This is a genomic window from Sphaerotilus sp., assembly GCF_031429695.1.
GTDB lineage: Bacteria > Pseudomonadota > Gammaproteobacteria > Burkholderiales > Burkholderiaceae_C > Sphaerotilus.
Genome location: NZ_JANPAB010000035.1, coordinates 1 through 25,891 on the forward strand (window position 1 = coordinate 1; position 25,891 = coordinate 25,891).

The following is a 25,891-nucleotide window of genomic DNA, read 5'->3' on the forward strand; positions in this document are numbered from 1 at the left end:
GGCAGGTGGTGGAGTTGCAGGTGCGGGCCGCAGTGCTCAACCGCTTCACCCACTTGGGCACCCCGGTGACGCGGGCTGTGGCGTAACTCCGTCTGGGGTCAGGGGAAACTCAGCCTCGGCTGGGTTATGCAACAAAGCCGAGAACAGCGCCCGGCTGCGTCTTGTTTTTTTGCGCCGGATCGATTTTTTCTATCGGAATTTCCAGTGCGGGAGTCTGATCAGGTGGCGCGACAGGTGGTGTCATAAGTGAAAAAAGTTGCGTGATTTTTTTCACGGAAATTTGAACCACTTGGTACCGGCCTCCTGCCTGCTGCCGGGGCACACCGCGACATCCCTGCGCACTAAACTCCGCTGCATGAACACCACGCCCCGCGATGTGCTGCCCCGGCGCAAGCTGCCTATCGGCATCCAGACCTTCCGCGAGATCCGGGAGGATGACCACTACTACGTGGACAAGACGGGGCTGCTGATCGACTTGATCGCCTCCGGCAAGCACTACTTCCTGAGCCGGCCGCGCCGCTTCGGCAAGAGCCTGCTGCTGGACACGCTCAAGGCGCTGTTCGAGGGCCAGCAGTCGCTGTTCACGGGGCTGGCGGCCGAGACGCGCTGGGACTGGACATGCCGGCATCCGGTGATCCGCATCGACTTCGGCAATGGTGTGCTGCGCGACCGGGCCGAGCTGGATGCGCGTGTGCATGAAATCTTGCGCGACGTGCAGTGCGATCTGGGGCTGGCGGATCCGGTGGGCTATGAGACGGTGAACGGGCGGCTGGGTGAGCTGATCCGGCAGGCGCATGCCAAGTTCGGCGCGCGGGTCGTGGTACTGGTGGACGAGTACGACAAGCCCATCCTGGACAACATCACCGACCGGGAGACCGCCAGGGCGATGCGCGACGGCCTGCGCAACTTGTATTCGGTGCTCAAGGGCGCAGATGCCCACCTGAAGTTCGTCTTCATCACGGGGGTGTCGAAGTTCAGCAAGGTGAGCCTGTTCTCGGGGCTGAACAACCTGCAGGACATCACGCTGGACGCCCGCTACAGCGCGCTGTGCGGCTACACCGATGCGGACGTGGACACGGTGTTTGCGCCGGAGCTGCCGGGGCTGGACCGGGAGGAAATCCGCCGCTGGTACAACGGCTACAACTGGCTGGGCACCTCGGTCTACAACCCGTTCGATCTGCTGCTGCTGTTCGACACCCGCGAGTTCAAGCCCTACTGGTTCGAGACGGGCACGCCGACCTTCCTGATCGACATGCTGACGAGCCGGCACTGGTACACGCCGGACCTGTCGAGGACGGTGGCGACGGAAACGCTGCTGTCAGCGTTCGACGTGGACAGGATCGAGACGGAGGCGCTGCTGTTCCAGGCGGGGTACCTGACGATCGACAGCGTGTGGGCGATCCCGGGGCGCAAGGAGTACACGCTGAAGTACCCGAACAAGGAGGTGCAGGCGAGCCTGAACGACAGCCTGCTGCGGGTGCTGACGGGCGGGGCGCGGATCTCGGAGCCGCAGGTGAGCAGGCTGTACCGCTTGCTGCAAGCGCAGGACGTGGCCGGGCTGCGCGACCTGTTCCACGCCTTCTTCGCCAGCATCCCGCACGACTGGTACCGCACGAACGACATTGCGAAGTACGAGGGCTACTACGCCAGCGTGTTCTACAGCCACTTCGCCGCGCTGGGGCTGGACATCCGGGTGGAGGACACGACCAACCACGGGCGTATCGACATGGCGGTGGAGTTCAGCGGGGCGGTGTGGGTGTTCGAGTTCAAGGTGGTGGAGCTGGTGCCGGAGGGCAAGGCGCTGGCGCAGATCAAGGCCAAGGGTTACGCGGACAAGTACCGGGGCCGGGGCGAGCCGATCCACCTCGTCGGCGTGGAGTTCAGCCGGGATTCGCGCAACATCGTCGGATTCGAGACCGAGACGCGGCACTGAGGCGCTGTCCTACAGCCGCGCGGGGTCTGGTCCGCTGTCAGGGGACGACCGGGGCTTTCCATACTCGCTCTTCACCATGCACCACGCGAAGCGAAGGTTCCCCATGAACAAGTTCAAGCTCTTCACCCTGGGCGCGGCCGTGCTGGTCGCCGCTGCGCTGCTGCCAGTGGCCGAAGCCGCCCCGATGACCCGCGCCGACTACGACGCCGCCATCAAGAAGTGCGCCCCGCTGGTGGGCGATCCGCGTGCGGTCTGCACCGAGGCGGCCCAGCAGCAGTGGAAAACCGACTCCCGGCACAACCGCCAGACCGACAGCACCCGGCGCCAGCGTCCGGCCGACTACTACGTGGCCATGAAGAAGTGCAAGGCGCTGTCGGGCAGCGACCAAGCGGTGTGCTCCGAAGAGGCCAAGCAGAAATGGCCGATGTCGCCCAGGGTGGACACCACGACGAAGGATGCCGCCACCGTCCGGCGCGACGCGGATTACGCCGTGGCGATCCAGCAGTGCAACACCCTTGTCGGTGACCCGCAGGCGCTCTGCACGGAAACGGCCAAGCAGAAGTTCGGCAAGCACTGAACGCCCGAGGCGCGACCGGCACGGGAGGGCAGCCGCGCGACATAGACTGCGTGCTCCGACAGAGGAGGCCGTGATGGGCTGGACGCGCAGGCAAAAGGTGACGGGCTGGATGGCGGCGGTGCTGGCGCTGGCGGGTGGGGCGATTGCCCCATCGGCGCAGGCGGCCCGCGTGGTGCAGGCCACGCCGGGCGGCGAGGTGTCCGAGGCGGTGCAGATCCGTCTGCGCTTCGACACGGCGGTGGTGCCGTTCGGCTCGCCTGCGTTGCCCGATCCGGCGACGCTGCGCTGCGAAGGCCTGGGCGGTGCGGCGCCTGCTGGTAGCCGCCGCTGGATCAGCGACCGCGAGTGGGCCTACGACCTGAACGACACGCTGCCGCCCGGCGTGACGTGTCAGGTGACGATTGCGCCCGGATGGAAGCCGTTGAATGGTGCGCTGGACGGGTCGCGTGAATTCCGCTTCTCGTCGGGCGGGCCGGCGGTGCAGTCGATCGAACCCCATGAAGGCGCGCAGGTCGAGGAAGACCAGCACTGGCTGCTGCGCCTGAACGGCCCGGTTGCCATCGACACCGTGCGGCGCAACGCCTGGTGCGAGGTACAGGGCATCGGCGAGCGGATTCCGGTGACCTGGGTCGAGGGCGCACCGCGCGCCGCGCTGCTGAAAAGCCAGCAGATCACGGCCAAGGACGCCGAGCGCGTGGCCGTGCTGACCTGCCAGCGTCCGCTGCCGCCGGCTGCGGGGGTGAAGCTGGTGTGGGGGCCGGGCATCGCGGCGGCGAACAACCCGGCGGTGCTCACGCGCCAGCCGCGCCGCTTCGCGTGGGAGGTGCGCCAGCGGTTCACCGCCGAGTTCACCTGCGAGCGCGAACGGGCCGAGGCACCGTGCATCCCGCTGCGGCCGATGCAGGTGCGGTTTTCGGCCCCGGTGGCGCGGGACGTCGCGGCGCAGATGCGCTTGATCCGTGCGGACGGGCAGGGCGCTGCGCTGGCGCCGAAGTTCGCCCGCGATTCGACCGAACCGACCGTCGAAATCATCGACTTCCCCGCGCCGCTGGACGAGAACACGCGCTACCAGATCACCTTGCCCAAGGACTTCCGCGACGCTTCTGGCCGTGGGCTGGCGAATGCGTCCGCGTTCCCGCTGCAGACGGCGACGGGCGGGATGCCGCCGCTGGCGAAGTTCGCGGCGGCGCCGTTCGGCGTGGTCGAGCTGGGCACCGCCGCCGAGCCGGGGATGCTGCCGATCACCGTGCGGCGTGTCCATGAGGACGCAGGCCCGCCGCCGAAAGCTCGGTTGAACATCAAGACGCTGGACGCGAGCGTGTCCGACAAGGACATCCTGCAGTGGTTCGCCAAGGTGCAGCGCCACCACGAAACCAGCTTCACCGCCCAGGAAGCCGGTTGGCCCAAGAAGGACTGGACCCTCACCGAAACCGTGATCGGCGACAACGGCAAGCCGCGCAAGGTCTCGCGGGACCGCATGGTCGGCGCGCGGGAGCTGTCGCTGCTGGCCAAGGAAACCGAGGTGCAGCGCAGCGACCTGCCCGGCCCCGGCGCGGACACGGCCAAGACCCCCGGCGCGACCGAGGTGCTCGGGCTGCCGCTGACGCGCTCGGGCTACCACGTCGTCGAGATCTCGTCGCGGGTGCTCGGCCGGCAATTGCTCGACCGGGAGGCGCTGATGTACGTCCGCGCCGGGGTGCTGGTGACGCCGATGGGCGTGCATTTCAAGCGCGGGCGCACGTCGAGTCTCGTCTGGGTGACGACGCTCGACCGCGCCCAGCCGGTGGCGAACGCCGACGTGGCGGTGAACGACTGCCGGGGCGATGTGCTCTGGTCGGGCCGCACCGATGCGCAGGGCGTGGCGCGTATTCCGCGTGGCTTCGAGGTGTCCTACGACAAGTGTCTCTCCGACAACGGCCTGTTCGTGACGGCCCGCAGTCCGGCCCGCGCCGACGGCGGGCGCGACCTGTCGTTCGTCTTCAGCGGCTGGAGCCAGGGCATCGAGTCGTGGCGCTTCAACCACCCGACCGCCAGTGGCCCGCTCGACGACCGCAACGCCGTGCGCGCCCACACGGTGTTCGACCGCACGCTGCTGCGCGTCGGGGAAACCGTGTCGATGAAGCACTGGCTGCGGCTGGAAACCGAGCGCGGGCTGGCGGCGTTCAAGCCCGAGCAGCAGCCCGACGCGGTGGACATCACCCATGTGGCGACGGGCGAAGTGGTGACGCTGCCCTATGCGCGGTCGATGCACTGGGCGATCCCGAAGGCGGCCAAGCAGGGCTTCTACGAGGTGACGCTCAAGCGCAAGGGCGGTGACAAGGGCGGGGCGCAGTGGAGTTCCGGCCAATTCCGTGTCGAGGCGTTCAAGACTCCGTTGGTCGATGCGCGGCTTCAGGCGCCGGCCGGGCCGCAGATCGCGCCGCGCGAGCTGAGCCTCGGCGTGCAGCTCACGCACCTGTCGGGCGGCGGGCTGTCCACGGCGGCGTCGCTGAACGCGCTGCTGCGGCCCACCTACGTGAATTTCCCCGACTACGGCGACTACAGCTTCACGCCGCAGGGCAATGGGGATGGTGACGCCGTGCGCGTGCGCGAACAGGTGATCGCCGACCGCCAGCCGCTCAAGACCGACGCGCAGGGCGCCGCCACCGCCAAGGTCGCGCTGCCGGCCAGCGTGCAGCAGCTCAAGGTGCCGGCCGAACTTGTCACCGAGGTCAGCTTCGACGACCCGAACGGCGAACGCCAGACCGTGGGCCGCACGATGACGCTGTGGCCGTCGAGCCTGGTGGTTGGCATCCGGGCACGCAGTTGGCTGGCGCAGAAGGGGCGGGTGCCGGTGCAGATGGTGGTGCTCGACACACAGGGGAAGCCGCAGGCCGGGCAGGCGGTTGCGCTGCGCGGCGAGCAGCGCACGTCGCTGACGACGCGCCAGAAGGTGGTCGGCGGTTTCTATGCCTACGACTCGAAGGAGCAGGTGAAGGATCTCGGCACGCTGTGCAGCGGCAAGACCGACGCCCGCGGGCTGCTGGTGTGCGACCTCGACGTGGCGAGTTCGGGCGAGATCCACCTGATCGCGCAGGCCACCGATGGCGCCGGCAAGCGCACCGAATCGACTACCTCGGTCTGGGTCAGCCTGGGCGGTGAACTCTGGTTCGACCAGGACAACGACGACCGCATCGACCTGCTGCCCGAACAACGCGACCTGAAGCCGGGCGAAACGGCGCGCTTGCAGGTGCGCATGCCGTTCCGCGAGGCGACGGTGCTGGTGACGGTCGAGCGCGAGGGCGTGCTGGACGCGAAGGTGGTGACGCTGCGCGGCAGTGATCCGGTGATCGAGGTGCCTATTCCACCTCTTGCGAAGGTTTCCGCATCCGCGAACGCTGCAGCGGGAAGCTGGGCGCCGAACGTGTACGTCAGCGCGCTGGTGCTGCGCGGGCGGATTCGACAGGTGCCGTGGTACTCGTTCTTCGACTGGGGCTGGAAGGCGCCGACGTTGTGGTGGAACGCCTGGCGCGTTGAGGGGCCGCAGTACCAGGCGCCGACCGCGATGGTCGATCTGGCCAAGCCGGCGTTCAAGCTCGGCGTGGCGGCGCTGCGCATCGGGCTGGACGAGCACCGGCTGGAGGTGAAGGTCACGCCCGCGCAGCCGCAGTACGGCGTGCGCCAGACGGCGAAGACGACGGTGCAGGTGCTGCGCGGCGGGCAGCCGCTGGCGGGTGGCGAGGTGGCGTTCGCGGCGGTCGATGAGGGGTTGCTGGCGCTGATGCCGAACCAGTCGTGGGACTTGCTGGAGGCGATGTTCCAGCCGCGTGCGTGGGGGGTGGAAACGTCCACCGCGCAGAACGAGATCATCGGCCGCCGCCACTATGGGCGCAAAGCCATCGCCCCCGGCGGCAGCGGTGGGCGCAACCCGACCCGCGAGCTGTTCGACACGCTGCTGCTGTGGCAGCCGGCGGTGAAGCTCGACGCGCAGGGCCGCGCCACGATCGACGTGCCGCTGAACGACTCGCTGACGAGCTTCCGGCTGGTGGCCATCGCCGATGGTGGATCGAGCGGCGCAGACCAGTTCGGCACGGGCAGCGCGTCGATCCGCGTCAGCCAGGACCTGCAGATGCTCGCCGGCCTGCCGACGCTGGTGCGCGGCGGCGACGAGTTCGAGGCGCTCTACACGCTGCGCAACACGACGGCGCGGGCGATGAAGGTCAAGGCGACGCTGACCGGGCAGCCCGAGCAGCAGGTGTCGATCGGGGCGGGCGCGGCCACGGAAGTGCGCTGGAAGGTCACGGTGCCGCAGGACGTGATGACGCTGACCTGGGAAGGCGGTGTCGAGGAGGTGGGCGTTGCAGCGGGTGGCCAGCCGGCGCGCGACCGCATCAAGGTCGTGCAGCAGGTGCAGCCGGCCGTCCCGGTGCGCGTGCAGCAGGCGACGATCCGCCAGCTCGACGGCACGGTGAGCTGGCCGGTGGCGCCGCCCGCGGACGCGCTGCCGGGGCTGGGCGGCGTGCAGGTAACGCTCAAGCCGACGCTGGCGGGGGCGCTGCCGGGCATCCGGCGCTACTTCGAGCTGTACCCGTACCGCTGCCTGGAGCAGAAGACCTCGCGGGCGATCGGCCTGCACGACACGGCGGCGTGGACGGCGCTGGTGGGCGAGCTGCCGAGTTACCTCGACAGCGACGGCCTCGCGCACTACTTCCCGCCGTCGTCGGACAGCGTGGGCGGCGGCAGTGACGCGCTGACAGCGTATGTGCTGGCGGCCTCGCACGCGGCAGGCTGGAAGCTCCCGGACGCGCCGCGCGAGGCGATGCTGGCCGGGCTGACCGCCTTCGTCGAAGGCCGGCTGGAGCGCCGCCTGCCGTCGCCGCGTGGGGATTCTCTGGAGCGCGACGTGCGCAAGCTCGCCGCGATCGAGGCGTTGTCGCGGCACGGTCGGGCGACGGCGCGGCTGCTCGGCTCGCTGGAGATCGCCCCGACCCAGTGGCCGACCGGCGCGCTGATCGACTGGCTGGCGATCCTGCGCCGCGTCGAGGGCATCCCGCAGCAGACACAGCGTATCGACGAGGCGCGCAACCTGCTGCGTGCCCGGCTGGTCGCGGGCGGCACGACGTTGAAGTTCGCCGACGAGGCGGGCGACGCGTGGTGGTGGCTGATGACCGGCGCGGACGCCAACGCGGCGCGGCTGCTGCTGGCGGCGGTGGACGACGACCCGGGCTGGCGCGAAGACCTGCCGCGGCTCGTCACCGGCTTGATGGCGCGCCTCGACGCCCAGCGCAGCGGCGCGTTCTCGACGACGACGGCCAACGTCTGGACCACGCTGGCGCTGGACCGCTTCTCGGCGGTGCACGAGTCCACGCCGGTCACCGGCCGCAGCCGTGCCGCGCTCGGCACGACCAGCCGCGAACTCGACTGGGCGAAGCAGGCCGGCGGTGGCGCAATGAGCCTGCCGTGGGCTGCGCCATCCGCTGCATCGGCGACACCCGCCACGCTGACGGTCACGCAGCAGGGCACCGGCAAGCCGTGGGTCGCGCTGCAGAGCCTCGCTGCCGTGCCGCTGAAACAGCCGTTCAGCGCCGGCTACCGCATCGAGCGCAGCGTCACCGGCGTCGAGCAGAAGACCGCCGGCCAGTGGACGCGGGGCGACGTGCTGCGCGTGCAGTTGAAGGTGACGGCGATGGCCGACCTGGGCTGGGTGGTCATCAGCGACCCGGTGCCGCCGGGCGCAGTGCTGCTGGGCAACGGGCTGGGCCGCGATGCGCAGATCGCCACGCGGGGCGAGCAGTCGAGCGGCAGTGCGTGGCGGGTCTACGAGGAGCGTCTGCCAGAAGCCTGGCGCGCCTACTACGCCTGGCTGCCACGCGGCACGCACACGGTGGAGTACACGCTGCGCCTGAACACCGCTGGCCGCTACACCTTGCCGCCAAGCCGGGTCGAGGCGATGTACGCGCCGGAGAACTTCGGTGAGGCGCCTATTGGCGTGATAAATGTCTCGTTTTGAACAATTCACCCTGAAATCGGGGGTGTAGTTCACAGGTACCTGAGCGTATCTTGCATTCCAACGCGGCACGGCATGTCAAGGTCTTGGCGCGGTATCCGCTTCATTTATCGATTCATCGACGCATTCATGTACTCAGGGGGGGTCTGTCACAACGGCAGACCCTTTTATTTTTTGGGTTCATCATCGCGGCATGCCTCCGCGTATGCGCTTTCTGTTCCTCGGCCCCCTCTTGTGGGCGCTGCTGTCGCTGCTGGCCGCGGTCGGCCTAGCGCGGGCTGAACTGACCCGACTGCGCGACACCTTCGACACCGATGCCCGCATCGCCCACCGCCTGCTCAGTCAGCGCGCTGCGCAGCACGACGCGGTCCTTGCCACGCTCAACCTGCTCCAACCCGGCGCCGACGGCAGTCAGCCGCAGCAGCGCCTGTCCGCTGTCTATCCACAGGTGCTGGCCGTCTGGCAGCGCGAGCGCGGACAGGCCTGGCCGGATGCCGATCTGCAGGCGGCCGATGCCCAGTCGCGTGTGCTGGGCCGGGCTGTACCCGTGCGCATCGACCTGGCGCAGGGCCGCTGCGTGCTGCTGCAGCACGGCGAGCCGGCCAGCCACGCGCTGCGCATCGACCTGCGCGCGATGGTGCCGTGGAGCGAGTGGCCGATCGGGGCCGATGCGCCTTCGCGCGTGTCGCTCCAGTCCGGCGGACAGACCTTCGTGCTGCAACCGGGTCGCGGCGAATCGGCCACTGCGCTGTGGCCCTATGCCTTCCGCAAGGTGCTGGCGTCGCCTAGCCAGCCGTTCGAGGTGGTGGTGGAACGCGGTTTCGGCTGGGCAGACCTGCCGTGGGGCCGCATGGTGGGCGCTTCGGCGCTGATCGCCGCGCTGCTGGCCGCGGCGGCGGCGTGGTGGCGGCAGCGCATCGCCCGCCGCCGTGCGGAAGAACTGCTGCGTCTCGGTCAGGTTGCCCGGCTGAACACGCTCGGCGAACTCGCCGCCGGCATCGCGCACGAGCTGAACCAGCCCCTCACCGCCGTGCTCGCCAGCACGCAGGCCGCCCGCCGCCTGCTCGCCGACGAGGACCACGATCCCGCCGACGTCCCGCTGCTGCGCCAGGCGCTCGACCAGGCCGCCGCGCAGGCCCGCCGCGCCAGCGACGTGCTGCACCGGTTGCGGCGCAGCGTCGAGCGGCCGGACGCGGGGCGTGTGCTGCAGCCGGTCGCGCTGGACGTGGTCGTGGCCGATACGCTGCATCTGCTGGAGCCCGAATCGGCGCGCCGCGCTGTCGTGCCGCAGGTGCTGGCCGCCGCTGCGCCGGTCGTCGTGCAGGGTGACGCGGTGGCCGTGCAGCAGATCGTCCACAACCTGGTGATGAATGCGCTGCAGGCGCTGGAACAGGTCGAGGCCGCCGAGCGCCGCCTCGTGCTGACGTTGACGCTCGACACCGAGGGCGAGGCTGGCCGGCTGCGCGTGGCCGACACCGGGCCCGGCATCCCGGCGGACGCATTGCCACGGCTGTTCGAGCCCTTCTTCACCACGCGCCCTGGCGGCCTGGGCCTCGGTCTGAGCCTGTGCGAAAGCCTCGCGCAGGGCATGGGCGGCGCGCTCGCGGCTGAGGCGAATCCGCCGCGTGGTGCGTGTTTCACGCTGCGCCTGCCGCTGATGAGCGAGTGAACCCTGAACCCACATGAGCACCACCCATTCCCCGCTGATCCACCTGATCGACGACGACGCAGCGGTGCGCGACAGCCTCGCGCTGCTGATCGGCACCGTCGGCCTGCGCGTGACGACCTGGGCCGAGCCGCTGGCCTTCCTCGCCGGGTTCGACCGGCAGGCCGTCGGGGCGATCGTGCTCGATGTGCGCATGCCGGGCGTGAGCGGGCTGACGGTGCTGGAGCGGCTGCGTGCCGAGGGCGCCGATCAGCCGGTGGTGATGCTGACGGGGCACGGCACGGTCGAGCTGTGCCGGCGGGCGTTCAAGTCCGGCGCGGCCGAGTTCCTCGAAAAGCCGGTGGACGACGAACTGCTGATCAAGACGCTGCAGACCGCCGTGCGCCAGCACGTCCGCTCGCGCGAGCGGCACCAGGCCGACCGCGAGGCCCGCGAGCGCCACGCCCAGCTTTCCGAGCGTGAGCGGGAGGTGCTCGGTCTGATCGTTGCGGGGCTGACGAACAAGGAGATCGCCCGGGCGCTGGGGGGCCTGTCGCCGCGCACGGTCGAGACGCACCGCGCCAACCTGTTCGCCAAGCTCGGCGCCGAGTCGCTGGCGCAGCTCATCCGGCGTTACGCGGCGCTGGTGGACGAGGCGCCGCCGTCCGGGCATCCGTAGCGCTACGGAGGGCGGCGCGTAGGCGTGCGCATGGCGGCGGCGGGGGCGAATTCCTACAGTGAAGTCCTGTTCCAACCCCACCCGAACCCGACAGGACACCCCATGAACCGACTCGCCGCCGCCCTCGCCCTGACCGCCATCGCCGCCTTCGGCACGCTGCCCGCTCAGGCACAAGCTGTCCGCACTGAGCGCACGATTTCGCTCGACCTCGCCACCCAGATCGCCGCGGGCGCCGTCGCCGCCTGCCAGGCCAGCGGCTACGCGGTCACCGCGACCGTCGTGGACCGCTCGGGTGGCGTGCGCGCCGTCCAGCGCGCCGACAACGCCGGCCCACACACGCTGGCCGCCAGCCACGACAAGGCCTTCACCTCCGCCTCGGCCCGCAACACGACGCTGGCGATGATGGAAGGCGCGCAGAAGAACCCGGCTGCCGCGAACCTCGTCTACATCCCCGGCTTCCTGCTGGTCGGTGGCGGCGTGCCGATCAAGGCGGGCAACGACGTGATCGGCGCGGTCGGCGTCGGCGGTGCGCCCGGTGGTCACCTCGACGAGCAGTGCGCGATGGCAGCGATCGACAAGGTCAAGGAGTCGTTGAAGTGAATGCCGCTCTGCTGCGCGCCGTGGTGATCACGGGTGCGGCGTGGCTGGGGTCGGCGCTGCCTGCGGCGGCTCAGGTCGCGCCGAGCGCCAGTGAAGTCGCTGCCTACACCGGCCTGCAAGCCGCCGCGCACCGCGGCGAGGTGGTGCGACTGAAGGCGCTCCTCGCCGCGGGCGCGCCAGTCGATGCCCGCGACGCCGCCGGCCGCACGCCGCTGCACGTCGCCACTTTCGCCCGCCAGCGCGACGCCATCCGCGCGCTGGCTACCGCGGGCGCCACGCTCGGCCTGCTGGAACACGACCGCTACGACGCCGTGACCATCGCCGCGGTCGCGGACGACGAGGACACGCTGCGCCTGCTGCTGTCGCTCGGCGCGAGCGCGAAGCTGGTGACCAGCCGCTATGACGGCACCGCGCTGATCGCCGCCGCGCACCTTGGCCATGACGACGTGGTGCGGCAGCTCATCAAAGCGGGGGCGCCGCTGGACCATGTGAACAACCTGCACTGGACGGCGGTGATCGAGGCGGTCGTGTTGGGTGATGGCGGGGCGCGGCACCAGGCGACGCTGAAGGCGCTGCTGGACGCCGGGGCGAGCACGCGGCTGGCGGATCGGGAAGGGCGCACACCGCTGGAACTGGCGCGGGCGCGGGGGTTCGGGGAGATGGTGAAGTTGCTGGAAACGGTGAAACGCTGAACCGTCGGGGCTGAACGGGTGTCGCGGCGGGGCGATACAGTCCGTGGACTGATCACCCGGCCACATGCGTCTCCTTCGCCACGTCCTCGCTCCCGTCATGGCCTCGCTGGTGTGGATGGGCGCGAGTCCGGTGGCACTGGCATCGACGCTGCCGACCTACCCCGAAGTCCGCGCGGCCCACCGCCCCTCCGACCTCACCCTCCTCGACCGCCAGGGAACCCCTCTCCAGTCGATCCGCACCGACCCCAGCGCCCGCCGCCTGCCCTGGGTCGCGCTCGCCGATTTTTCCCCCGCGCTGCGCACGTCGATCGTGCTCGCCGAGGACCACCGCTTCCACGTCCACACCGGCGTGGACTGGTCGGGTCTGGCGCGCAGTACCTGGGCGAACCTCGCGGGCGATGGCGCGAAGCAGGGCGCGTCGACCATCACGATGCAGCTCGCCGGCCTGATCGACACCGACCACGCCCGCCCCGCGCAGGGCCGCAGCGTCGTCGGCAAGCTCGGCCAGATCGCTGCCGCCCGCGCGCTGGAAACGGGCTGGCGCAAGGCCGACCTCCTGGAGGCGTACCTGAACCGCGTGCCGATGCGCGGCGAGCTGGTCGGCATTCCGGCGGCGTCGCGGGTGCTGCTCGGCAAGCACCCGAGCGGGCTGGACGCGGCCGAGTCGGCGTTGCTCGCGGCGCTGGTGCGCGGGCCGAATGCGGCGCGGGACGTGGTGGTGCGCCGTGCCTGCGCGTTGCTGCAGCAGCAGAAGCTGGACTGCGCCGCGCTGGAGCCGGTGGCGTCACGGGCACTGGTGGCTGGTGCCGCCGCCCGCGCCGTGCAGCCCGCGCCGCCGAACGACGCGCCGCACTACGCCCGCCACCTGCTGCGCACGCTGAAGCCCCCGCTGCCCGTCACGCTGACGACGACGCTCGATGCCAGTCTCCAGCGCCTCGCCGTGCAGGCCCTGCGCCAGCAGCTCGCCGAACTCAGCCTGCGCCACGTCGAGGACGGCGCCGTGCTCGTGCTCGACAACGCCACGGGCGAGGTGCGCGCCTGGGTCGGCTCGTCTGGGTCGGCGCTGTCGGACGCGGCCGCCGTGGACATGGTGCTCACGCGCCGCCAGCCCGGCTCGACGCTCAAGCCTTTCGTCTACGCGATGGCCTTCGAGCGCCGGCTGATCACGCCCGCCAGCCTGCTCGAAGACGCCCCCGCGCAGCTCATGGCCGGCAGCGGCGTCTACGCCCCGCAGAACTACGACCACGACTACCACGGCTGGGTCAGCGCCCGCACCGCGCTGGCCGCGAGCCTGAACATCCCCGCCGTGCGCCTGGGCGTGATGCTGACGCCGGACGCGCTGTTCGACCGCCTCAACGCCTACGGACTGGCGATCCGCCACAGCGGCGGTTTCCACGGCGCCGCGCTCGCGCTCGGCAGCGCCGAGGTGACGCTGTTTGCGCTGACCAATGCGTACCGCGCTCTCGCCAACGGCGGTCGCACCGCGGCCGGACAAGTCGGCACGCCCGCCGCCGCCTGGCTGGTCGGCGACATCCTCTCGGACAACGCGGCGCGGGCGATCACCTTCGGCCTCGACAGCCCGCTGGTCACACGCGGCTTCGCGGCGGTCAAGACCGGCACCAGCAAGGACTTGCGCGACAACTGGTGCGTCGGCTGGACGGACCGCTACACGGTCGGCGTATGGGTGGGCAACGCCAGCGGCGAGCCGATGCAGGCGGTCAGCGGCACGACCGGCGCTGCCCCCGTCTGGCGCACGCTGGTGCAGGCGCTGCACGACGGCCAGCCGTCACGCCCGCCGCCGATGCCGGCTGGCGTCGTGCGCCAGCTCGTCGCGGGGGACGCGCAGCCGGCGCGCATCGAGCATTTCCTCGCCGGCACCGAGCAGGCCGAGATCCGCCGCGGTGGCCACACGCAGGCGTCTGCCCAGTACCACGGCATTGCCCGCCCGCAGCAAGGGGCGCTCTACGCGATCGACCCGGACATTCCGCCCGCCGTGCAGCGCCTCGTGTTCGAAGGCGAGCCGGGGCAGTGGTGGCTCGACGGCAAGCGCATCGGGCAAGGCGGGCGCGTGGGCTGGGCGCCGTGGCCGGGGCGGCATGTGCTGGAGCTGCGGCTGGCGGGGGGGCGGGTGGAGACGGTGCGCTTCGAGGTGCGCGGGGCGGTCGAGAAGGTGGGGCGCTGACTGGCCATCCCGTTGGCAAAGTTCGAGTGAACGCCTGCGGGTTCAGAGGTCGGGCGCGTAACGCTTGACCATGTCTTCCCGCGTCTCCGGGAGGACGTGCAGGCCCGTCTGGTCGCTGATCATCTTCCCGGCCGTTGGCAGCACGGACCGCTCGACCTGCGCCCCCGCTTCCCACAACCGGGAGCGCAGAAACGCCTTGGCGCAGTGCAGGTAGGCCGCTTCGACGCTGACCCGGATCACCAGCTTCGGCGCCCGCCGCTCGGTCGTGCAGGCAGCGACGTCCTCGGCGGACTGCGAGAGCACCGCGGACCCATTGACCCGCAAGGTTTCGTCCACGCCGGGGATGAGGAACAGCAGGCCGACCTTGCCGGTGGTGACGATGTTTTCGAGGGAATCCAGGCGGTTGTTTCCCGGCGCATCGGGGATGAGCAGGCCGCCGTCGTCCGTGATCTGCACGAAGCCCGGATCGCCGCCGCGGGGCGAGGCGTCCAGGTGGTGGGCGCTGTCCGAGGTCGAGAGGATCAGGAACGGCGACAGCCCGATGAACGCCCGGCAGTGGGCGTCCAGGGCGGCGATCTGCTTGCGCACGGCCCGCTCCTGGGGGGCGGCGTACAACTGGCGAAGGGCGGCAAGGGTGTCGATGGTCATGGGGTGCAGCCTACCGACGATCGATGGGCATCACAACAGGCGTGCTGCCTGTCCCCGTGCCTTGAGCAGCGACACCGCTTTTCTGTCGAACGAAACAAAGGTCTCGCCGCCGAGCCAGGCGCCTTCATGGGCGATGACGCCATCGGCGAAATCCCCGCCCGCTTCGAGCACCGCCAGCCCTGCCTCGGCGGCTGGCCGGTTCACTTCCACGTTGGCGGTGGCCAGCAGGGCACGGATCGCGGTGGCTGCGTCAGCGGGCTGGAAGCCGTAGACCCTGCGCAGCACCCAGACGAATTCGCACAGGCAAGGCAGCGCGACCGCGATCAGCTCGGCCTCGGTCAAGACCTTGGCGGCGATGCCGGCTTGCACGGGGTCGTCCTGCACGACCGCCCGCACCAGCACGTTGGTGTCCACCGCGAGCCTCATTCCTCACCCGCCCAGCCTTGCGCGGTGGCGGCGTTGAGTTCTTCGAGGGTGGCGATCTTCTGTGTCCGCCCGGCCAGCAAGCCGACGAAACCGCTGATCGTGCCCGTGCGCTGCGCGGCCCGCAGAACGCCTCGGCCGTCTGGCAGCAAGTCCAGCTCGATCTTGTCGCCGGGCTGGATACCGAGGTGCTGCAGCACGTCTTTCCGGAAGGTCACTTGGCCTCGGGCGGTCACGGTCAGTGTGGTCATGGGGATGTCCTCGCCGTTGGTTGGCAGATGATCAAGGTTTCGCATTGCATAGTAATGCTACAACGCATTACTTCACGGCCTCAACGATGCACTCCGCCATGCATGCTCCTCTGCACATCCCCACCCCCCTCCTCGAATCCCGCCCCCTGAGCCTCGCCGCCGGCCGCCCCATCTGGCTCAAGATGGAAGCCGTTCCTATAAACCTATCCAGACGTACCAATTCCTGAGCAAAGCTGCTCAGAACGGCACATCGTCGAAGACAGGCACGCCAGCCGAACAGTGCTGCTGACGATTCGCGCCAAGGGATCGCACCTTGGTCTTCCGGGTTGCGCTCACTGCCTGAATGGCTTGAGACAGAGGCGCCGGAGCCGCTTTCGCAGTACCAGACCGGAAGTGCCCTGCATGGGCCGCTGACTGGCTTGATCGAACGGCCGCCCACTGCGTCCACACATGCTTCGCGCGATTCCTTGCAGGTAGCGCGAAGGTGACGTGGCCGCCGTTGCGGACCGGCACCGCCGCGATGCCGTGCTGGCAGTCGGTTGCAGTGCTGCGGTAGGCCGCGAACGGGCGTTCTTTCAAGCCAAGTCCACGCCGTGCGATGGCGAACGCCGCCGCGGCGTGGACGCTGATGCCGAGTCGGGCCGCGTGGTTCACGGCGCCGATGACGGAGGTGTACGCGGGGTTCACCGCGATCACGTCGATGCCGGCGCGGAAGGCCGCCGCTCTCAGCATCGAGTCGAAGTCTCTGTAGGCCAGCGCACTGAGCATGCGTGCTCTGGCGGGATCGGCCCCTTCCAGGCGGGCCTTTTTCTCGCGGAAGTCCAGCCGCTCGATGACGATGGGCTTGGAGGATGCGCGGGCGCGCTCGACCACCTGCTTCACCGCGTCACCCATGGCGGCGCGGCGCTGGTCGGTGCTCATCCCACGCAGGTAGAGGTCGATGCGCTGGTGGGCGATGAGGTTGCCGTGCCGGTCGGTTTCGGCCACGGCGAGGTGGTCGGCGTTGAAGTCCGCACCAACAGCGCCGGCCTGCGCCGTGCTGATCGTTGCAACCGGATCGACCGACACGGACACGAACACGCGCCAGCCCTTGTCGTCGCGCACGAAGCGCCAGGTCAGCGCCTTGCCGTCGCGGGTCTTGATCCGCTTGCCGGTGGCGCTCATGCGTTCGACCACTCGACCGCACGCCAGTGCAGCCCGGAGGTTGTCCATCCCGTAAGCGAAGCGGATGCCATGCAGCTCGACGTACTTGCTGGCATTGGCATCGGCCGTGATCAGCGCATCGGGCAGGCGCAGCCGCAGCGACACCGTGCCATCACTGGCCAGCGTGGCCACACAGCCCTGACACCCGCCCGTCTCGTCCTTGCTGCCCAGCACGGAGAACTGCTCGGACCGAGCGCGGTGCCACGCATCCCGCCACGCCGCGTGGTCCGCGAAGCCATTGCCCGACAGGTCGAACTGCGCACGGAACAGCCGGCGCGACCCGAAGGCGATGCGGACCTTGCCCGCCTTGTGGTCTGCCTGCATGCCCTCCAGCCGGGCCGCCAGGGTGACCGCGCGGCGCGTCTTCTGGTGCAGCTTGCCCAGCCGCTTCACGCGGGCCTCGGGCGTCTCGGACTTGGGCGCCGTCCCCAGCTTCTTCAGTGTGGCCTGCGCCTTCTTCAACCGTGTCTTCGCCTCGTCGATCAGCCCGGTGCGGCGCTCCTTCACCGAGTCGATCTTCCCGTCCAAGCCAACGCGGATCGCGTTGAACTGCCAGGCGGTGATCCCGAACCGCTTCAGGTACTCGTTCTTCAGCTTCTCGGGCTTCACCCCTTGCGCCGTGGACTGCGCGAACAGCGTGCGCTCGACCCGGCCGAAGAGTTCGGCGTAGGCGTCCAGCGCCGCCGCTGCGCCCGCATCGACCGGCAAGCGGGCCTGGTAGGTGAAGGTCTTGCCTTCCGGCTCGTCAGCCTTGCGCATCCTCGGCCGCCTTCTTCACCGCGTCGATCAGCTTCTGATTCTTCCGGGACCGCGACCCATACAGGCGAGCCGAGAACACCGTGATGATCTCAAGCACGTCACCCGCCAGATCCTCCTCAAAGCTGGTGTCATCGCCCCGATTGAGGATGACCACCTCAACGCCCTTGGCCTCGCAGATGGCGAACACCAGTTCGGCGCCGAACCGCAGCAGCCGATCCTTGTGCGTCAGGACAAGTCGCCCCACCTTGCCGTCGATGATCTGGTCCAGCAGGCGCCGAAGCCCCTTCTTCTGGTAGTTCATGCCCGAACCAAGGTCGGCGATCACCTCGAATGTCCACCCCTGCGCGGCGCAGTACAGCGCCAGCACCTGCTTCTGGCGCTCCAGATCGGCTTTCTGGTCGTGGCTTGAGACTCTGGCGTAGGCCACGGTCAGCAGGGTCGCCACCGGGCGCGACGCGGCGGCGGCCGGGTCGATCTGCGACAGCAGGTAGCGACGCTGGCCGCCTTCAGTGCGGGTCGGCACAAGGCGGCCGTCAGCCTCCCAGCGCCGAAGCGTCGTGATGCTCACGCCTTTCAGTTTTGCGGCCTCGCCGATTGACAGATACCTATCCATTATGCGCAGTTTAGCACAGTTATGGATATGTATCAATCACACTGCTTTCAACCCTCCAGCCCTCGGGTTCGTTCAAGCTGCGCGGCATCGGCCTGGCCTGCCAGACCTACCAGGCGCGGGGCGCACGCCGCTTCGTCGCGTCCTCCGGCGGCAATGCCGGGCTGGCAGTGGCCTATGCGGGGCGGCGGCTCGGGGTGCCGGTGACGGTGGTGGTACCGCAGACGACGACGGCGCGGGCGCTGGACCTGCTCGCGCTCGAAGGGGCCGAGGTCATCGTCCAGGGCGCCTCGTGGCAGGAGGCGCACGCCCACGCGCTGTCCCTGCTCGACCCGGCCCGCGACGCGATGCTCCACCCCTTCGACGACCCGCTGCTCTGGCAGGGCCACGCCTCGATGATCGACGAGGTGGCCGCCGCCGGGCTGGTGCCGGACGCGGTGGTGCTGGCGGTCGGGGGCGGCGGGCTGCTGTCCGGGGTGGCCGAGGGGATGCGCCGCCACGGGTGGGACGGCGTGCCGATCCTGGCGGTCGAGACCGAGGGCGCCGCGTCTTTCCATGCCGCGACGCTGGCCGGCCGCCCCGTGCCGCTGGACCGCATCGACAGCGTGGCCACCTCGCTGGGCGCCCGGCAGGTGTGCGAACAGGCGGTGCAGTGGTGGCGCGAGCGGCCGGTGCGCAGTCTGCGGGTGTCGGACGCCAGTGCGCTGCGGGCCTGCGAGCAGTTCCTGGCGGACCACCGGGTGCTGGTGGAGCCGGCCTGCGGCGCGGCGCTGGCCGCCGTGCATGACGCGCAGCACGCGGCCGAGCTGGCCGGGTTCGGTCAGGTGCTGGTCATCGTGTGCGGGGGCGCGACGGCGACGCTGGCGCAGATCGAGGCGTGGCGCATGGCTTTATCCTTGGCGCCAACCCCTTAACGGAGAACGGGCATGAGCGAGACAACGAACCCTTCTTTCACCCCCCGCATCGCGCTGGTCACCGGCGCCGGCAGCGGCATCGGCCGGGCGACGACGCTGACCCTGCTGCGCGCCGGCTGGTCGGTCGTGCTGTCCGGCCGCCGCGTCGAGCGTCTGAACGGCGTCATCGCCGAGGCGCAGGCCGCGCAGCCGGACGATGACCTCGCCGCCCGCACGCTGGCTGTCGCCACCGACGTGACCGACGAAGCCTCGGTGATCGCCCTGTTCGCCGCGATCCGCGCCCGCTTTGGCCGCCTGGACATGCTGTTCAACAACGCCGGCCTGTTCACGCCCGCCGCCTCGGTCGAGGACGTGACGCTGGAGAACTGGCGCCTGTCGGTGGACACCAACCTGACGGGGGCCTTCCTCTGCACCCGCGAAGCTTTCCGGCTGATGAAGGCGCAGTCACCGCAGGGTGGGCGGATCATCAACAACGGCTCGATCTCGGCCCATGTGCCGCGCCCGTGGGCGATCGGCTACACGGCCACCAAGCACGCGATCACTGGCCTGACCAAGGCGGCGTCGCTCGACGGTCGCCGCTGGAACATCGCGGCCGGGCAGATCGACATCGGCAACGCCGCCTCCGACATGACGGCCAAGATGCGCGCCGGCACGCTGCAGGCCGATGGCGAGATGCGCACCGAGCCGGTGATGGACGTGCAGCACGCGGCGGATGCGGTCCTGCACATGGCGAACCTGCCGCTGTCGGCCAATGTGCTCACCATGACGGTGATGGCCACGGCGATGCCCTACGTCGGGCGCGGCTGAGCCGAGGTCGGATCGACTCAGGTGCTCGGGCAACTGCCCGAGTGCTCGTGGCGCAGGTAGAGGTCGGTGTCCGGCAGGTGCGCGCGCAGCACGTCGAAGGCCAGCTCCGCCAGCACCTGCGCGCTGCCGCAATGGCCGCCGCCGAGGTGCATGGTCAGCACCGCCTCATCCGGCGTGATTTCCAGCGAGCGGACCCGGCCGCTGCTGACGATGTCCGGGCCGCCCTGGTCCTCATGAACCCGGCGCAGTGCCTGCACCACCTGGTCCAGCCGGGCTGGCTCGCCGATCCAGCGTGGCGCGGCGGGCGTGACGGGAACGAGGCCGCTGGGGGCTACGCTCATCCAGATGAGGCGGCGAACTAAGGACATACCCTGATGATGCACTGCCTTCTGGTGTGTCGGGATTGATGTCGGTCAATCCTCGCCCACCCGCTGCCGCGGGCACGGGCAGTGCAAGGCCACCGGAAACGTCAGCATCGCCAGCAGCGCCCGGCCCGACACCCGCCCGCCGCCCTGCAGCGCGATCAGCACCAGCGGCGTCTGTGGCCATCCGGAAAGGATACGGGACGGTTCTGCCGGTTCCGTTTTCCGGTGCTTTGCCAAGAAACATTTCGACGAGATTCCGTGTAGCTGCCGCTAAAGTGGCGCGCTTGACGTCCTGAGGAGACCCGCATGTCCCGCGTTGTGTCGAGCCTGCCCGCCCAGCCCATCAGCCGCGAGGTGCTGCAGGAAAAATATGCCAAAGGCACCGAGTCGACCGGGGACGAGGTCCGCCTGCGCGTCGCCCGTGCCTTGGCCGAGGTGGAACCTGAGGCCCAGCGCGCCCACTGGACCGAGCGCTTCGCCTGGGCGCAGGCGCAGGGCTTCGTCCCCGCCGGGCGCATCGCCTCCGCAGCGGGCACGGCGCTCGGCGCCACGCTCATCAACTGCTTCGTGCAGCCCATCGGCGACTCCATCGCCGAGCCGGAAAACGGCTTCCCCGGCATCTACACCGCGCTGACCGAAGCCGCCGAGACCATGCGCCGCGGCGGCGGCGTCGGCTACGACTTCTCGCGCATCCGCCCGCAAGGCGCCTGGGTCGGCTCCACCGACAGCCACGCCAGCGGCCCGGTCAGCTACATGCGCGTGTTCGACCGCAGTTGCGAGACGGTTGAATCCGCCGGCAGCCGCCGCGGCGCACAGATGGGCGTGCTGCGCTGCGACCACCCCGACATCGAGGCCTTCATCCACGCCAAGGACAGTGGCGACCTGCGCAACTTCAATGTCTCGGTGGGCGTCACGAATGCCTTCATGCACGCGGTCGAATCGGATGGCGAGATCGACCTGACCCACCGCGCCGAACCCGGCCGCAAGCTCAAGGTGGCCGGCGCCTTCGAGCGCGCCGATGGCCTGTGGGTCTACCGCCGCGTCCGCGCCCGCGACCTGTGGGACCAGATCATGCGGTCCACCTACGACCACGCCGAGCCGGGGATTCTCTTCATTGATCGGATCAATGAGGACAATAATCTTGGGTATTGCGAGGCGATTACCGCTACAAATCCGTGTGTTGGCGGGGATACCTGGGTTCAGACCAGCGAAGGTGCTCGCCAAGTGTGTGACCTGATTGGTCGGCCCTTCATGGCAACGGTTGACGGAAAGGTCTACCCCACGGAATCAGAAGGATTTTTCCAGACTGGTATCAAGCCTTTGCTGAAAGTCAGCATGGTCGAAGGGCAGGCGCTCCGTCTGACGGCGGAGCATCGGATACGTCGGGTCACGAAGAAGACCCGGTATGTCCTAGAAAGTGCGTGGGTTGCGGCATCCGAACTCATCGCCGGTGATGAAGTCGTTCTCCACAATCACCGTGCCTGCATGGGCTGGTCCGGTGCCCGTACGCACGAGGAGGGGTATTTGATCGGACTGCTGATCGGCGACGGCCATCTCAAGGAAGACAAGGCGGTGTTGTCTGTATGGGCGCCGGAATTGAAAATCGCCTCCAACGGAGATATTGCGAATCGGGTGATATCGTCGAGTGCGCGAGGCATCATGGAAGCCGCCGAAAGGGCCGTTGCTACATTGCCGCATCGGGCAGATTTTTCTGGCTGGCAGCGGCCGATTGTCGCGTCAGGCGAAGCAAGAATGGTTTCAGGCGCTTTGAAGAAGTTGGCGCTGGAACTTGGTCTTTCTTCAGGCAATAAAAAAATAACCCGTCAGATAGAGGAAGCCTCTTCCGATTTTTACGCCGGATTTTTGCGAGGCATGTTTGACGCTGATGGTTCCGTTCAGGGGAAGCAGGAAAAAGGAGTCAGTATTCGTTTGACGCAGGTTGATATTGGGAATCTTTTCTCGGCGCAGCGTATGCTTCTGCGCCTTGGAATTGTGGCTACCATTTACCGCAATCGACGGCCTGCCGGGGAGAAACTTATGCCCGATGGTCGTGGTGGCAGCAAGATGTATCCGACTCAAGCTGTGCATGAGTTGATTATCAGTGGAGATAATCTGATCACATACGCTAATTTGATCGGATTCTCTGACACGTCGAAGCAGGATCGATTGGAGGCGTTGCTGGGCGGATATCGGCGCGAACTCAACCGGGAACGGTTTGTGGTCACGGTTGCGTCTGTTGAAGACGATGGGATTGAGCCTGTTTACGATGTGACTGTTGCCGATGTGCATGCGTTCGATGCCAACGGATTTTATGTTCACAACTGCGGCGAACAGCCATTGCCGTCCTACGGCTGCTGCTGCCTCGGCTCGGTTGACCTGACCCGCTTTGTCCACCGCCCGTTCGAGCCGGACGCCGCGTTCGACGAAGTGGGTTTCGCCGAGGTCTGCGCCGTGGCCACGCGGATGCTGGACAACGTGCTCGACGCCACCGTCTGGCCGCTGCCGGCGCAGCAGCGCGAGGCGATGCACAAGCGCCGCATCGGGCTGGGCTTCACCGGGCTGGGCGATGCGCTGATCATGCTGGGCTGCCGGTATGACACCGCGCCGGCACGGGACATGGCGCGGCGGATTTCCGGGGTGATGCGGGATGCGGCGTATGGCGCGTCGGTCGAACTCGCCAAGGAGCGCGGCGCCTTTCCCTTGTTCGACGCGGACCAATACCTCGGCGGCGAGAGTTTCGCCTCGCGCCTGCCCGATGAATTGAAGGACCGCATCTACGCCTACGGCCTGCGCAATTCGCACTTGCTGTCGATCGCGCCGACCGGCACCATCAGCCTGGCCTTTGCCGACAACGCCAGCAACGGCATCGAGCCTCCCTTCAGTTGGACCTATACCCGCCGCAAGCGCGAGGCGGATGGCAGTTTCAAGGAATATGCGGTCGAGGACCACGCCTGGCGCCTGTACCGCCACCTGAAAGGCCCCGACGCGCCGCTGACCGACGCCTTCGTCACCGCGCTGGACATGAGCGCCGAGGCGCACGAGGCGATGGTCGCGGCGGTGGCGCCCTATATCGACACCTCGATCAGCAAGACGGTGAACGTGCCGGCGGATTATCCGTATGAGGAGTTTCAGGGGCTGTATTTCACCGCCTGGAAATCCGGACTGAAGGGATTGGCGACCTACCGGCCGAACAGCGTGCTTGGTGCGGTGCTGAGCGTCGAGCCGGCCGCCGCGTCGGTGCCACCCGCTGCAAAACCGCTGACCGTGGCGCAGCCTGCGCTGTCCATCGACCAGGACGGCGCCAACCGCCGCCTGCGCGTCGAGCGGCTGCCGCAACCCGTGCTGGCGAGTTTGCGCTGGCCGGGGCGGCCGGAATTGCCGTCGGGCAATCCAGCCTGGAGTTACATGGTCCAGCACCCGCACGGCAGTTTCTCGCTCTTCGTCGGCGAATTGCCGGCCGAGGCGGGGCCGGACGCGGGGCTGTTCGGCCAGACGCTGCCCTTCGAGGTCTGGGTGAATGGGGCGGAGCAGCCGCGGGGATTGGGCGCGCTGGCCAAGACCCTGTCGATGGACATGCGGGCGAATGACCCGAGCTGGCTGCGGCTGAAACTCGATGCGCTGGCGACGGTGGCCGAGGAGCGGGCGTTTGACATGCCGTTTCCGCCGAGTGGGGAGAAGCGGTTGTTTCCGGGCGTGGTGGCGGCGACGGCGGCGGTGATCCGCTGGCGCTGCGAGCAGCTTGGGGCCTTGCAGGAGGGCGGGGCGACGCCGGTTTTGGACGCGATGTTCAGCCGCCAGGAACCGCGCACCGGGGTGGATGGCACGCTGGCGTGGGCGGTCGATCTCGACAACCCGGGCACGGGCGAGCAATTCACGCTGACGCTCAAGGAGGTGACCTTGCCGACCCCGGACGGCGGGGTGGTCACCCGGCCCTGCGCGATCGGGTTTGCCGGCAATTACCCGCGGGCGCTGGACGGGCTGGCGCGGCTGCTGTCGCTGGACATGCGGGTGATCGATCCGGCGTGGATCGGGATGAAACTCCGCAAGCTGTTGAACGTCGGCGAGCCGCTGGGGCATTTCATGGCGCCGGTGCCGGGCTTGCCGGCGGGGCAGCGGCGGCAGCAGGTCTGGCCGAGTACGGTGGCGTATGTAGCGCGGCTGGTGATTCACCGGTACGCGATGCTGGGGGTGCTGGACGAGGAGGGGTATCCCGTCAACGAAATGGGCGTGCTCGCCACGCCGGATGCGGCGGCCTCCGCGGTGGCCGCCTCTACCGCCCGCGCCACGATGCCCGGCAAGCCGTGTCCCGAGTGCGGGAACGCGACGATGATTCACAAGGATGGGTGCGAGTTCTGTACGTCTTGCGGGTATGTGGGGGCTTGCGGGTAACTACTGGGAATTGGTGAATATTCACCTGGGCGGTGTGGAGAACTTCACGTGGCGGTTGCATTTTTTGTCAGTTGGCGTGACGTAGTGCTCAGTTTTCGGGCGCTGTGCCTAAACTGTTTCGAACGCAGGGTTTATCGGGGGTTTTAGGGTCTATGCCTTATGCAAAGCAGAAAATCCCATGCCGACAATAACTTACTGTCGCGTCACGAACTAGGTTAGACATTAGGTGTCAATCTAGATAGCAAAGCCGTGAAGTCTGATATTCATTGGATTTCATAAAACCACATCCATAGGGGGACTCATGTCTGTATACCTCGATAAAATTATAATTACAAATTTTCGCTCAATTGTTTCGGCAGAACTCCAGCTCAGCCCCTACACACCTCTAGTAGGATACAATAATTCCGGCAAATCCAACGTCATTTCGGCAATCCAGTGGCTTTTGCGAAAATCTGCACTTTCCAAATCAGATTTTCATGACCCCGCGTTGCCAGTTGAAATATCAGGAGTTGTCTCTGGAATAACGCAAGCCGAAATTTTAGCTATGCCCTTAAAGCATCAGCAACAGATTCGACCTTACATCGTGGATGGCAAGCTTGAACTAAGGCGATCCCAGCCAAGCCCAGTATCTAAACTGCCGGAACTAACATTCTCTGTACTAAATACTGCGACGGGTGCATGGGTGCCGAATCCAACCGGTATAGATAACGCAGTGAGCGTATTACTTCCCGATCCAATCAGAATTGGAGCAATGGAAGACGCAGCAGAAGATTCCGCCAAAGCAAAAACATCAACCACCATCGGAAAATTATTGGCTGAATTTTTGACGCCAGTAAGAGCGGCACATCAGACGGAACTAGACGGGATACTATTTGAAGTCGAGAGGCGACTTTCTGCCACGGGCGACAGTCGATTCGCGGAACTGATTACAATCGAAGATGCGATTAGTGCCAAGATAAACGATATGTTTCCGGGTATTGGCGCGAGGCTGCACTTTCCAGTCCCGGGAATTGATGAACTCATCAAAGCTGGCACCCTTCGATTACATGAAGGCGGCGGTGCTGCACGGGACTTTTCTTCGTACGGGCACGGCTTTGTTGCATAACCCAGCCGAGGCTGAGTTTCCCCTGACCCCAGACGGAGTTACGCCACAGCCCGCGTCACCGGGGTGCCCAAGTGGGTGAAGCGGTTGAGCACTGCGGCCCGCACCTGCAACTCCACCACCTGC

At 68.0% G+C, this 25,891-nt stretch carries 18 protein-coding genes and 1 pseudogene; 12 read left to right on the top strand and 7 right to left on the bottom strand.

Annotated elements, in window-relative coordinates:
• Positions 1–124: 124 nt before the first annotated feature.
• On the bottom strand, positions 125–274 hold the full coding sequence (locus tag RMP06_RS06820; RefSeq protein WP_310461023.1) for a hypothetical protein: 150 nt from the start codon (positions 272–274) through the stop codon (positions 125–127).
• A gap of 81 nt (positions 275–355) precedes the next feature.
• Here RMP06_RS06820 and RMP06_RS06825 point away from each other — a divergent pair, with 81 nt between their 5' ends.
• The 8 genes from RMP06_RS06825 to pbpC all read left to right on the top strand — a co-directional run bounded on the left by RMP06_RS06825 (position 356) and on the right by pbpC (position 14,294).
• On the top strand, positions 356–1,933 hold the full coding sequence (locus tag RMP06_RS06825; RefSeq protein ID WP_310461024.1) for an ATP-binding protein: 1,578 nt from the start codon (positions 356–358) through the stop codon (positions 1,931–1,933).
• 103 nt (positions 1,934–2,036) lie between these two features.
• Positions 2,037–2,510 (top strand): hypothetical protein, encoded by a 474-nt coding sequence (locus tag RMP06_RS06830; RefSeq protein ID WP_310461025.1) that lies wholly within the window; start codon positions 2,037–2,039, stop codon positions 2,508–2,510.
• Positions 2,511–2,583: 73 nt separating this feature from the next.
• Positions 2,584–8,499 (top strand): alpha-2-macroglobulin family protein, encoded by a 5,916-nt coding sequence (locus RMP06_RS06835; RefSeq protein ID WP_310461026.1) that lies wholly within the window; start codon positions 2,584–2,586, stop codon positions 8,497–8,499.
• A 190-nt stretch (positions 8,500–8,689) separates the two neighbouring features.
• Positions 8,690–10,165, top strand: a complete 1,476-nt coding sequence (locus RMP06_RS06840; protein ID WP_310461027.1) for a sensor histidine kinase — start codon at positions 8,690–8,692, stop codon at positions 10,163–10,165.
• 13 nt (positions 10,166–10,178) lie between these two features.
• Positions 10,179–10,820 (top strand): response regulator transcription factor, encoded by a 642-nt coding sequence (locus tag RMP06_RS06845; RefSeq protein ID WP_310461028.1) that lies wholly within the window; start codon positions 10,179–10,181, stop codon positions 10,818–10,820.
• 102 nt (positions 10,821–10,922) lie between these two features.
• Positions 10,923–11,420, top strand: coding sequence for a GlcG/HbpS family heme-binding protein (locus RMP06_RS06850; RefSeq protein WP_310461029.1), 498 nt, complete (start codon positions 10,923–10,925; stop codon positions 11,418–11,420).
• Positions 11,421–11,428: 8 nt separating this feature from the next.
• A complete protein-coding gene (locus RMP06_RS06855) occupies positions 11,429–12,112 on the top strand; it encodes an ankyrin repeat domain-containing protein (RefSeq protein WP_310461040.1) in 684 nt (227 codons plus the stop codon).
• Between the two features lie 64 nt (positions 12,113–12,176).
• Positions 12,177–14,294, top strand: coding sequence for a penicillin-binding protein 1C (gene pbpC, locus RMP06_RS06860; RefSeq protein WP_310461030.1), 2,118 nt, complete (start codon positions 12,177–12,179; stop codon positions 14,292–14,294).
• A 42-nt stretch (positions 14,295–14,336) separates the two neighbouring features.
• Here the strand turns inward: pbpC and RMP06_RS06865 are convergent, their stop codons facing one another.
• From RMP06_RS06865 to RMP06_RS06885, 5 genes are all read right to left on the bottom strand, one after another.
• On the bottom strand, positions 14,337–14,942 hold the full coding sequence (locus RMP06_RS06865; RefSeq protein ID WP_310461031.1) for an MSMEG_1061 family FMN-dependent PPOX-type flavoprotein: 606 nt from the start codon (positions 14,940–14,942) through the stop codon (positions 14,337–14,339).
• A gap of 30 nt (positions 14,943–14,972) precedes the next feature.
• A complete protein-coding gene (locus RMP06_RS06870; protein ID WP_473964758.1) occupies positions 14,973–15,356 on the bottom strand; it encodes a type II toxin-antitoxin system VapC family toxin in 384 nt (127 codons plus the stop codon).
• An 8-nt stretch (positions 15,357–15,364) separates the two neighbouring features.
• The gene (locus tag RMP06_RS06875) at positions 15,365–15,616 is read right to left on the bottom strand and encodes an AbrB/MazE/SpoVT family DNA-binding domain-containing protein (protein WP_310461033.1); all 252 of its coding nucleotides are present in this window, start codon (positions 15,614–15,616) and stop codon (positions 15,365–15,367) included.
• 237 nt (positions 15,617–15,853) lie between these two features.
• Positions 15,854–17,578, bottom strand: coding sequence for an IS200/IS605 family accessory protein TnpB-related protein (locus RMP06_RS06880; protein ID WP_310461034.1), 1,725 nt, complete (start codon positions 17,576–17,578; stop codon positions 15,854–15,856).
• A complete protein-coding gene (locus RMP06_RS06885; RefSeq protein WP_310461035.1) occupies positions 17,565–18,191 on the bottom strand; it encodes an IS607 family transposase in 627 nt (208 codons plus the stop codon). The genes RMP06_RS06880 and RMP06_RS06885 overlap by 14 nt, the downstream gene beginning before the upstream one ends.
• Positions 18,192–18,235: 44 nt before the next feature.
• Here RMP06_RS06885 and RMP06_RS06890 point away from each other — a divergent pair.
• Positions 18,236–19,102, top strand: a pseudogene (locus RMP06_RS06890) (pyridoxal-phosphate dependent enzyme); the annotation flags it as partial.
• A 12-nt stretch (positions 19,103–19,114) separates the two neighbouring features.
• Positions 19,115–19,909, top strand: coding sequence for an SDR family oxidoreductase (locus RMP06_RS06895; protein WP_310461036.1), 795 nt, complete (start codon positions 19,115–19,117; stop codon positions 19,907–19,909).
• A gap of 17 nt (positions 19,910–19,926) precedes the next feature.
• Here RMP06_RS06895 and RMP06_RS06900 read toward each other — a convergent pair whose 3' ends face one another.
• Positions 19,927–20,250, bottom strand: a complete 324-nt coding sequence (locus RMP06_RS06900) for an iron-sulfur cluster assembly protein (protein ID WP_310461037.1) — start codon at positions 20,248–20,250, stop codon at positions 19,927–19,929.
• Between the two features lie 330 nt (positions 20,251–20,580).
• On the opposite strand from RMP06_RS06900, the gene RMP06_RS06905 reads away from it, so the two are divergent.
• Together RMP06_RS06905 and RMP06_RS06910 are read left to right on the top strand one after the other, a co-directional pair.
• Entirely contained in the window at positions 20,581–24,663 is a 4,083-nt protein-coding gene (locus tag RMP06_RS06905; protein ID WP_310461038.1) for an LAGLIDADG family homing endonuclease, read from the top strand.
• 301 nt (positions 24,664–24,964) lie between these two features.
• Positions 24,965–25,768, top strand: a complete 804-nt coding sequence (locus tag RMP06_RS06910; RefSeq protein ID WP_310461039.1) for an AAA family ATPase — start codon at positions 24,965–24,967, stop codon at positions 25,766–25,768.
• Positions 25,769–25,891 lie beyond the last annotated feature (123 nt).